This window comes from Cupriavidus sp. HMR-1 (assembly GCF_000319775.1).
Lineage (GTDB): Bacteria > Pseudomonadota > Gammaproteobacteria > Burkholderiales > Burkholderiaceae > Cupriavidus > Cupriavidus metallidurans.
The window spans coordinates 1-9310 of the sequence record NZ_ANKP01000265.1; the positions used below are offsets into that span (position 1 = coordinate 1).

The following is a 9310-nucleotide window of genomic DNA, read 5'->3' on the forward strand; positions in this document are numbered from 1 at the left end:
TCGAATCTCGTGCTCACGCACAACAGGGAAATTGGGGTGGGGCAAGCCATAAGCATGTTGAAGCAGCAAAAAAAGGTTCTCGTCCTTCGGTCTGAGATGGGCATCGCATCGGTGCCACTAGCCCGTCGGAACAGGTCACGATGCATCGTGACGCGAGGCTTTGGCGTAAGCGTCTGGAAGGCTAACGCAACGCTGACAATCTCGGTTGCGCTATTCGCGGAGCTTTCCGAGTTGTAACGGGTGGGTAAGGTGTTCGTATGGGCTGGATGGCTAACATCGTTGGCAAGGGTTAGGCCCGAAACTTATAAGGAGAACATCATGACATCTCAAAAGCCCTCGATCGCGTCCAAAAGCCCTCGATCGCGTCGTTCATGCTCGGCGTCGCCGCACTTCTCGCAACCTCCGTTGCATGGAGCGCTGACAAACTCGAATCCACCAACCCAGCCGGGTGGTCACAGCAGGCCCAGATTCAAGTGGCTGCACAGCATGATCATGGCGCCAGAGCCGGTCTCTCTTCGTTGTCCGCTATCAAGCCCGGTCCGGAGGCTTCCCTGTTCGGCAGCGAGGCGCCGGCGGGAAGCACCTCGCGCGTCGTCGACGTTGCGCCGGGCCTGAAGTATGTGAATGTCGATTCGGGCGAGACCGTAACGTTCAAGAGTGGGGCGAGCGAGATCACTTTCGCTTTTGCGCAGTTGGACCGTAACAAGGCCGTTGCCCTCAACGTGCTCTTCCCGGAATTGCCTGGTGGCCAGGGCGTCTGGGTGTACATCGAGCAGAGCGAACTCTACATCGGCGGTTGACCCGGCGACAGTGCCAACAGCGCACCTGTCTGTTTTGTCATGTTCCGGTCAGGCTGGGGTCGGCAACCGTCACGTAAGCTGTATATCAACGGTTCGCTGAACCCAACCTCTTGGAGATTGCGATGAAAACGCTGAAGAAGAGTGTCCTGCTGGTGCTGGCAGTCGCCACGCTTGGTGGAACGGCAGGAGTCGCGAACGCCGGGGTAACTTCCCCGCGCGATCCCTATACTGATGGCGGCCACTCGATGGGGGGGCGCGATCCGTTCACGGATGGTGCGCATTCGATGGGCACGCGTGACCCGTTCACCGACGGCGGACATTCCATCGGAACCCGCGATACGTTCTCTGACGGCGCTTGATCGTCAAGGTCCTGGCTGAGACGGCACGCGCCCATGGCGCACCGAATAAGGCTCGGTGTCGTCCATGGGCGTTGTGCATTCTGGAGCCCCGCCGGCCGTGAAGCGCGAACTACAAGGATTTGGCGATCGCCTCGATCGGCTTGATGCCCATGCCAAAGCGTGCGATGTTCTCCCGATGCTCGCGAAGGCTGGAGTATGGGACGTATCGCATGTTGAGTTCCGCGACACGGCTGAATGCCGGCCGGCTGAGTTGCGCACGGACTTCCGCTTCGCGGTTATCTGGCGCCACGAGGAATAGATGTTTGGTGGCGGATTGACTGGTGCCCAGGGCAAGATCCAGCAGCCGCACGATGCCGGAGTAGATCGATGTCGAATGCTCGACCTCGAACGCGGCGGCCACCTCAAGGGTTGCGGGATCCAGCCAGACCGCGTCGATCAGCGGGACCGTCTCACCGCCCGAGACGAGCAGCGTCGCCGGTAAGGCGGACAAACACCCAAGACTAAGGGGCTCGCCATTGTATTCGCGCCCCCGGTCGTTGGTCGCGATCCAAACCGCGTAGCCGAGCGACTTCCCGAGATCTCTTAGCCAGCCTTGGACTTCGGTATGCGTGGCATCTTCAAGTTTGTCTGCCTGGATCTGCTTGGCGAGTGCGGACGCCTGTTCCCTGACCTTGGCCAGATCGTCTTCCCACGCGCTGACCTCGCCGGGCAGATCGTTGCATGGCGGAGCGGGATAACGCCCTGTGCCGACGTCAAATAACAGGCCGGCCAGCGCGCCAAGATCATTGGAAAGGACATCACGATAGCGATGATTGAGCGCCAGGATGCGATCGCGCATCGCAAGGTAGTGATCCCACTTGCCCAGCTTGACTGCCGCACCGGTCAGGGCGTTGTAGCCGTTCACGATCGCTGTATTGAACGGTGGAAGCAGGGTGGGGTGGATAAAATAGAGCAGGTTGGCGACGGCGGGGCCGAGGCCTTTGATCCCCACGCCGCTCAGTCGCTGGATCGCGGTGAGCATCTCTGCTTCGGTATCGCAACAATTGCACGTGTGAAGCAACCTTGCGAACGCACGCTGGTTGTCGGCGTTCTCGTAAATATCGGGAATGCGCAGTTTCGGCTTCCAGAGAAACGCGTGATCGGCACCCTTGAAGATCTGCCGCTGTTCGGCAACCGAAGCGACAACGGTCTCCAGCGACGATCCTCGGTACGCATTGCCAAAGGTGCCTGCGTGAATTTCCTCGACGACGGCGCCGATCCCGCGCCGGATGGATCTGAAATTCTTGAGGCGTTTAGGCCAGAGGAACCAGGTTTGATAGGTGCCGCTTGGATCGGATTTCCAGCGTTCGATGAGGGTTCGGGTGGTGTCTGTCATGGCGTCACTTTTTTGCCGGGCAGTGTATCACCGCGGACCCGGAATACTGTGCGCCAAAACGATCGCAAGCGAACTTGACCTTCCCATGGCGGGAAGGATTATGGTGTATCGAGTTAGCGTTGTCGGGTCGTGGCTTGGCTAATTGTCTGAAAGGTGACGTCATGGATTCCCACGTAGTACAGGATGCTGGGTCGAAGACCGGGTTCAACCGGCGTGCGATTGCGGGGCTTGCTCTTGGGGCCGTGTCGATCGTCGCGCTCGCTTTCGCTGCCTCGGACTGGAAGCGGCTTGCATCGATGTTGCCTTTTGGGCTAGTGTTGCTGTGCCCGTTGATGCATTTCCATCACGCCGGGCGTCACCGGAATTCATCCTCGGCGAGAGGTAACGAGGCAAACGAACAGCGCGTCGGAATACAGGAGTCGCACAATGAATGACCGTAGCCCGCTCCCGCCACACGAGCACTCTGCGCACGGCGGAGCGTCGCCAGGCGATCATGACGCGCATCATGACCATTCGCATGCCGGGCATAGCTCGCAATGCGATGGCAATCGCGCGTCCGAGGCCGACTTGAAAGATCCGGTGTGTGGAATGGCCGTATCGACGGAGTCAAAATTCCGAGCCGAACACGATGGCAAGCAGTATTACTTTTGCAGCAACTCCTGCCATCAGAAGTTTCTGCAGGAGCCGGCGAAGTATGTGGGGGTGAAGACCTCTGATACCACGGAACCGGTTGCCGCGCCGGAAGGGACCATCTACACGTGCCCAATGCACCCGGAGATTCGTCGGGATCGTCCCGGGAACTGCCCGAAGTGCGGGATGGCGCTGGAGCCGCTGTTGCCGGATATCGAGGACGGCGAAAATCCAGAGCTGACGGATTTTCGACGCCGCTTCTGGTGGACGCTGCCGCTGACCGCAGTCGTCTTTGTACTCGCGATGTTCGGGTCTCGGCTGGGCTTGATGTCACCCGACATGCAAAGCTGGATGGAGTTTGTTCTGGCGACGCCGGTCGTCCTGTGGGCGGGCTGGCCATTTTTCGAACGCTGCCTGCAATCGTTCGTCAATCGCAGTCCGAACATGTGGACCCTGATTGGGCTGGGAACTGGTGCTGCCTATATCTATAGCGTGGTGGCGACGATTGCGCCGGGCGTTTTCCCGCCCGCGTTCGCCGCGCATGGGCGTATTGGCGTGTATTTTGAGGCCGCCGCGGTCATCATCTCGCTCACCCTGCTCGGGCAGCTTCTTGAGTTGAAGGCGCGCTCGCAGACCTCCGCCGCAATCAAATCACTGCTCGGCCTGGCACCAAAAACTGCCCGGCGCATTGGCCCCGGCGGACAAGAGGAAGATGTGGCCCTGACCCACGTTCACGTGGGAGACCTGCTGCGGGTCCGGCCCGGCGAAAAAGTGCCGGTGGACGGTGTCGTCACGGAGGGTAGCAGCTCGATTGACGAATCGATGATTACGGGCGAGCCCATGCCGGTTTCCAAACGCGCGGGTGACCACGTCATTGGCGCGACGATCAACACTTCGGGCAGCCTGATCATTCGGTCGGAGAAGGTCGGTGCGCAGACCATGTTGTCGCAGATCGTCCAGATGGTTGCCCAGGCGCAGCGGTCGAAGGCGCCGATGCAGCGCATGGCCGATCGGGTCGCCGGGGTCTTCGTGCTCGCAGTCATCGGTGTGGCGGTGGCCACGTTTCTCGCATGGGGGCTCTTCGGTCCAGAACCGAGTTGGGTGTTTGGCCTGATCAACGCCGTTGCCGTGCTGATTATCGCTTGCCCGTGTGCTCTCGGATTGGCGACGCCAATGTCGATCATGGTCGCAAGCGGTAAGGGAGCTGCAAACGGCGTGCTGTTTCGCGACGCGGCGGCGATCGAGAACCTGCGCAAGGTTACCGCACTGATCGTCGACAAGACCGGTACATTGACCGAGGGCAGGCCCGCCTTTGCGCGATCTGTTGGCGTCAATGGCTATGCCGAGGAAGAGGTGCTGCGGCTTGCCGCAAGCCTTGACCAGGGGAGCGAGCATCCGCTGGCCGCTGCGCTGGTTACCGCCGCGCGGGATGCGGGACTGTCCCTGGAGAAGGCAGAGAATTTTGAATCGAGCACGGGGATTGGCGTTCGAGGCATCGTGGCCGGGAAAAGGCTCGCCATTGGCAACACGGCGCTCATGGAGGAGGAGCGTGTCCAGGTCGAGCCGCTGCGTGCGCAAGCCGACGACCTGCGCGCGCAAGGAGCCAGCGTCATGTATTTGTCCGTTGACGGCACGCTGGCTGGGCTACTTGCCGTATCGGACCCCATCAAGCACTCGACGCCGGAAGCGTTGCAGAGTCTGCGGGATGAGGGTATCCGCGTGATCATGGCCACCGGCGATGGCCTCGCCACAGCGAAGGCGGTGGCCACTAATCTGAACATCGACGAGTTCCGCGGGGAAGTGAAGCCCGCCGACAAGCTTGCGTTGGTGACGCAACTGCAGGACGCTGGCGACGTGGTAGCCATGGCGGGTGACGGGATCAACGACGCACCTGCACTGGCCAAGGCCGATGTGGGCATCGCCATGGGCACCGGGACCGATGTGGCAATGAACAGCGCCCAGGTTACCCTGGTGAAGGGCGATTTGCGCGGCATCGCCCGGGCCCGAAACCTCTCGGAAGCGACGATCCGCAACATGAAGCAAAACCTGGCATTTGCCTTTGTCTATAACGCGCTTGGCGTGCCCTTGGCCGCTGGCGTTCTGTACCCGCTTACTGGGTTGCTGCTGTCCCCCATGATTGCGGCGCTCGCGATGAGCCTGAGTTCCGCATCGGTGATTTCCAACGCGCTGAGGCTCAGGCGGACGAGTGTCTGACGCGAGCCGAGCGTTGTTTCAAGTAAGTCAGTACAAGGAAAATTCTAATGAAATACCTGTTTGCCGCTGCCATCCTGGCAGGAAGTACCGCGTCGTATGCCGCGGCGCCTGCCATGACGGTCTATAAGGATCCCAACTGCGGTTGTTGCGAAGAGTGGGTGAAGCACGTCAATCAAGCCGGCTTCCCCACCAAGGTGATCAACTCGACGGATGTGACCTCGGTAAAGACGCGACTTGGGGTGCCGGCCTCATTCAATTCCTGCCACACCGCCGTGCTGGAAACTAGCGGCCAGGTCATTGAGGGGCACGTGCCGGCCGCCGCTATCCAGAAACTGGTGGCCAATCGCGCAGTCAAGGGCGTCGCAGTGCCTGGCATGCCGACCAATGCACCGGGCATGGGCAAGCTGAACGGCGGCCTGGTCACGGTGGATTTCCAGGGCAAGCCCTTCTCCCAAGACTAACGGAATCAGAGCTGGCGGCACCCATGCCGCCAGACAATGCTGCATGGAAGAATCCAACAAGCCGCGCTGGAGGATCATCGGCCTCCTGGGGTTAGGTACCGTCGCCGCGACGGTCATCGCGCTGCAGGCCAAACGCTATCTGGAGACACCGCCAATCCCCGATCGGGCACGGAGTGGGCGCGAATTGCGCATTGACGCATCGGATTCACAGCGGGTGGAGCGAGGCAGGCAGCTATATGCGCAGGCGTGTGCCGCGTGCCACGGTGCCAAACTGGAAGGGCAGCCGAACTGGCGCGATCGGCTGCCAAGTGGGCGGCTGCCGGCCCCACCACACGACGCGTCAGGCCATACCTGGCACCATGCAGACGCGATACTATTCGCGCTCACGAAGAACGGATTGGTACCAGGCGTCTCTGCACCGAGCAATTATGTCAGCGACATGCCGGCCTTCAAGTCGTCGATGTCAGACGAGGACATCGTTGCAGTACTGGCCTACATCAAAAGCACCTGGCCAGAGAAGGTGCAGGCCGCCCAGCGCGAGGCGACCAACGAGTACATCGGTCGCTAGCCTGCCGAGCAACAAGAACGGGCCTCCATGCCTGTCGTCGTCACAGGTTGGAGGCCATCGGTCTGTTTGGCGGGAGTGGTTAGTCGCGCGTCGCGCTATTTTTTCACAACGACCTTGCCGACCATACCGGCTTCGAAGTGGCCGGGCACCAGACAGGCGAAATCGACCGTTCCAGGCTTTTCAAACCGCCAGACGAGAGTTCCCTGTGCGCCCGGTGCGAGCGTGAGCTTGTTCGGGGCAGCGTGCTTTTCGCCGGCCATCTCCCGCATCATTTTTGCATGCTCTTTCAGTTCGGCCGTCGTGCCGATCACCATCTCGTGCTCGATCATCCCGGCATTGCGTACCTGAAACCGGATGGTGTCACCCGCTTTCACCGGGATCGCGTCGGGCGAGAATCGCATGGTGTCGTTCATCGTGACGTCCACCGTACGCGTGGCCTTGGCACTAACGCCAGGTTGTCCTGCGACCGATGCAGCCGGTTTGCGCGTGGCCGAGCTGTCATTGCTCGGGGCGGCTGTCGCCAGCGACGGTACAAAGGCCACAGCGATGAGAGAAAGCGCGAGTGTCTTCATGGCGAACCTCGGTGGTGGGATGTTAGGGATGGGCCGAGTCGGATCGACTCAGCCTCTGAATTGGACGGGTCTTACATTTGCATGGGGGAAAGAATGCCGAGCGATGCAACCAGAATCAGGATCAGCGTCGCGGCGCCGGTCTCGATCGTCAGGCTGCGTTGCAGCGTGCGTACGGCGACCACGTGATCCCCGGTGCGAACCGCATGTTCAAGCTGCGGGCTGAGATGGAAACGGTTGGCCGCTGCGAGCAGCAGCATGATGCCGAAGAGTGCTAGCTTGAATAGCAGCAGGCCACCGTACGACGCCAGGCTCAGTTCCGGCAGTTGCAACCCAATAATCATCCAGTAGTTGACGACGCCGGTGACCACCAGGGTGGCAACCACCATCGTGCCGACCTGGGCGAATCCATTGGACGTCCGGCTCAGTAGCGCCACCTTGTTGGGGGTTGCGGCCGTGCGGGACAACACAACGAAGGCAATCAGGGCACCGAACCATGCGCCGGCTGCGATCAGGTGTGCGATGTCTGATGCAAGGTGGATATAGCCCTTCACGCCGTCGTCCATCGCGCCGTGCCCTCCCCACGCCAAGGTTGCCAGCGCGAACGCGGCACCGCCTGTTATGGCGCTGAACTGGGACAGCGGCCGATTACGCAGGAAGAGCGCGGCGAGCAGACACAGGAACAGGGCAACCACACGAACAATCCAGGCCGTACCGAACGCGGTCCCGGTCACAATCATCTCGAAAACGTGGCCTTGAAGTTCCGTGTACGAAGCGGCGCCCGTCATGCCCTTCGCCATGACGGCGATGTTCACGAACGACAGGACGATACCGAGCGTTGCGGCCACCTTGCAAAGAGTTGCAAAGGAGGCACCGATCGGTGACCGCCGCTCCTCCTGGCGCAATGCATACAAGGCGAACAGCGGAAGGCCAAACAGCGCTGCGAGATCTAGATAGAGTGCGAAACGCACTGCGACAGTTGCCCAGTCCATTGCAGCTTACTTGACGGTGAAGGTGATATTGCCGTTGATCGGATGGGTGTCGGACGACACAGCGCGCCATTCCACACGATAGTTGCCGGGGCTGAGCGGCTGCGTAGGCGTGACCACCATGGTCTTGGGATCGTCGCCGCCGGCGACCTTTGCTGCGATCTTCATCGGCGAGTGGTCAGCCATGCCCGGCATGCCGGTCATCAGCAGATTTGCGCCTGAGAACTGCGTCGAAAGATTCTCCGAGAACTTCAGTTCGATCTTTTGGGGAGCGGCGACTTCCGCCTTGTCAGCGGGTGTCGATGTGAGCAGCTTCGGGTGCGCAAAGGCCACGGAGCTGACGAGCAATGCGGCAGCCGCGAGGGTCGCACGAATAGTGAGGCGTGATGCTTGCATGAAAAACTCCAATTGCTGGTGGGGTGAGAAAGGATAAAGACGATCAGAACCACATGCGAATACCCGCGACGAAGCGCGTCTCGCCGCTGCGACCGCCGGAGGCTCGGACCATGTTTGCGGTATTGCCAAAGCTTTGCGAGCGTTCGATACCGATGTACGGCGCAAACTGCCGGCTAAATTCATAGCGCAATCGCACTCCGACAGCGCCGCTGGAAAGGCCACTGCCGATACCGATTTCGGGGTCGTTCTTGCCGTACAGGCTGGCTTCCAACCTGGGCTGCAAGATCAGCCTCTGGGTCAGCAGCAAATCATACTCACCGGAAAGGCGCAGCGCGGTTCGTCCCTCGGTGCCGACATAGCCGGTTGCCTCGACTTCGAACCAGTAAGGCGCCAACCCTTGCACACCGAACGCAAGCCAGTTGCGTGCAGGGCGCCCATAGCCGGCGTCGTTCCGGACACCCAGTTGGGTGTCCCAATACGTGGCAATGGCGTGTCCCCACAACAGTTCGGTGCGGGCTTCGGGAACCTTGCCCTTTTCCACCTCGCCTTCTGCCTTGATCACGAACTTGTTGAACGCATTCCCAATCCACGCCTGCGCTTCGTAGGATGCCGCATTGCTTTCGTTGCCTTTGGTCCATTCAAGGCGATCAACGAGAACGGACGCGAAGATATGTTCGTCCGCCATATGCAGCGACCGGCTGGGGCCAATCGCGTATTGGCCGACGCCGAGCTTTGCGCCGTCGGAATAAGCATCTGGATCTCTGGCGTCCGGCGGAGCGCTTCCACCCTGCATCTGCATGGCGCCATGATCCATGCCCTGCATTGAGCCCTGGTCCATGCCTTGCATCTTGCTGTGGTCCATGCCCTGCATTGAGCCCTGGTCCATGCCTTGCATCTTGCTGTGGTCCATGCCCTGCATCGAGCCCTGGTCCATGCCTTGCATCTTGCT

At 60.7% G+C, this 9310-nt stretch carries 11 protein-coding genes; 6 read left to right on the forward strand and 5 right to left on the reverse strand.

Going from position 1 to position 9310, the window contains the following annotated elements:
• Positions 1–371 precede the first annotated feature (371 nt).
• Both D769_RS28960 and D769_RS28965 read left to right on the forward strand, forming a co-directional pair.
• Positions 372–800, forward strand: a complete 429-nt coding sequence (locus tag D769_RS28960) for a CzcE family metal-binding protein (protein ID WP_008652082.1) — start codon at positions 372–374, stop codon at positions 798–800.
• 122 nt (positions 801–922) lie between these two features.
• Complete coding sequence (locus D769_RS28965) at positions 923–1159, forward strand: hypothetical protein (RefSeq protein ID WP_008652083.1); 237 nt, start codon at positions 923–925, stop codon at positions 1157–1159.
• Positions 1160–1268: 109 nt separating this feature from the next.
• On the opposite strand, the gene D769_RS28970 is transcribed toward D769_RS28965, so the two are convergent.
• The gene (locus tag D769_RS28970) at positions 1269–2534 is read right to left on the reverse strand and encodes a hypothetical protein (RefSeq protein WP_008652084.1); all 1266 of its coding nucleotides are present in this window, start codon (positions 2532–2534) and stop codon (positions 1269–1271) included.
• Positions 2535–2695: 161 nt separating this feature from the next.
• Between D769_RS28970 and D769_RS32980 the strand changes: the two genes are divergently transcribed.
• The 4 genes from D769_RS32980 to D769_RS28985 are packed head-to-tail and all read left to right on the forward strand — an operon-like array spanning position 2696 to position 6407.
• Complete coding sequence (locus tag D769_RS32980; protein ID WP_008652085.1) at positions 2696–2968, forward strand: DUF2933 domain-containing protein; 273 nt, start codon at positions 2696–2698, stop codon at positions 2966–2968.
• Positions 2961–5378, forward strand: coding sequence for a heavy metal translocating P-type ATPase (locus D769_RS28975; protein ID WP_008652086.1), 2418 nt, complete (start codon positions 2961–2963; stop codon positions 5376–5378). Before D769_RS32980 ends, D769_RS28975 begins: the two co-directional genes overlap by 8 nt.
• A 47-nt stretch (positions 5379–5425) precedes the next feature.
• Positions 5426–5839, forward strand: coding sequence for a DUF411 domain-containing protein (locus D769_RS28980; RefSeq protein WP_008652087.1), 414 nt, complete (start codon positions 5426–5428; stop codon positions 5837–5839).
• 43 nt (positions 5840–5882) lie between these two features.
• A complete protein-coding gene (locus D769_RS28985) occupies positions 5883–6407 on the forward strand; it encodes a cytochrome c (protein ID WP_008652088.1) in 525 nt (174 codons plus the stop codon).
• A 95-nt stretch (positions 6408–6502) separates the two neighbouring features.
• On the opposite strand, the gene D769_RS28990 is transcribed toward D769_RS28985, so the two are convergent.
• The 4 genes from D769_RS28990 to D769_RS29005 form a co-directional block, all read right to left on the reverse strand.
• Positions 6503–6979: a cupredoxin family protein gene (locus D769_RS28990; protein WP_008652090.1), complete on the reverse strand. Its 477-nt coding sequence runs from the start codon at positions 6977–6979 to the stop codon at positions 6503–6505.
• 71 nt (positions 6980–7050) lie between these two features.
• Complete coding sequence (copD, locus tag D769_RS28995; RefSeq protein WP_008652092.1) at positions 7051–7968, reverse strand: copper homeostasis membrane protein CopD; 918 nt, start codon at positions 7966–7968, stop codon at positions 7051–7053.
• A gap of 6 nt (positions 7969–7974) precedes the next feature.
• A complete protein-coding gene (copC, locus tag D769_RS29000; protein ID WP_008652096.1) occupies positions 7975–8361 on the reverse strand; it encodes a copper homeostasis periplasmic binding protein CopC in 387 nt (128 codons plus the stop codon).
• Positions 8362–8404: 43 nt separating this feature from the next.
• Positions 8405–9304: a copper resistance protein B gene (locus D769_RS29005; RefSeq protein WP_081596880.1), complete on the reverse strand. Its 900-nt coding sequence runs from the start codon at positions 9302–9304 to the stop codon at positions 8405–8407.
• Positions 9305–9310: the final 6 nt, after the last annotated feature.

What these genes read in the sequence shown, in the direction of transcription:
- D769_RS28960 (WP_008652082.1), top strand. Translation starts at nt 372, where the DNA reads ATGCTCGGCGTCGCCGCACTTCTCGCAACCTCCGTTGCATGGAGCGCT.
- D769_RS28965 (WP_008652083.1), top strand. Translation starts at nt 923, where the DNA reads ATGAAAACGCTGAAGAAGAGTGTCCTGCTGGTGCTGGCAGTCGCCACG.
- D769_RS28970 (WP_008652084.1), bottom strand. Translation starts at nt 2,534, where the DNA reads ATGACAGACACCACCCGAACCCTCATCGAACGCTGGAAATCCGATCCA.
- D769_RS32980 (WP_008652085.1), top strand. Translation starts at nt 2,696, where the DNA reads ATGGATTCCCACGTAGTACAGGATGCTGGGTCGAAGACCGGGTTCAAC.
- D769_RS28975 (WP_008652086.1), top strand. Translation starts at nt 2,961, where the DNA reads ATGAATGACCGTAGCCCGCTCCCGCCACACGAGCACTCTGCGCACGGC.
- D769_RS28980 (WP_008652087.1), top strand. Translation starts at nt 5,426, where the DNA reads ATGAAATACCTGTTTGCCGCTGCCATCCTGGCAGGAAGTACCGCGTCG.
- D769_RS28985 (WP_008652088.1), top strand. Translation starts at nt 5,883, where the DNA reads ATGGAAGAATCCAACAAGCCGCGCTGGAGGATCATCGGCCTCCTGGGG.
- D769_RS28990 (WP_008652090.1), bottom strand. Translation starts at nt 6,979, where the DNA reads ATGAAGACACTCGCGCTTTCTCTCATCGCTGTGGCCTTTGTACCGTCG.
- copD (WP_008652092.1), bottom strand. Translation starts at nt 7,968, where the DNA reads ATGGACTGGGCAACTGTCGCAGTGCGTTTCGCACTCTATCTAGATCTC.
- copC (WP_008652096.1), bottom strand. Translation starts at nt 8,361, where the DNA reads ATGCAAGCATCACGCCTCACTATTCGTGCGACCCTCGCGGCTGCCGCA.
- D769_RS29005 (WP_081596880.1), bottom strand. Translation starts at nt 9,304, where the DNA reads ATGCAAGGCATGGACCAGGGCTCGATGCAGGGCATGGACCACAGCAAG.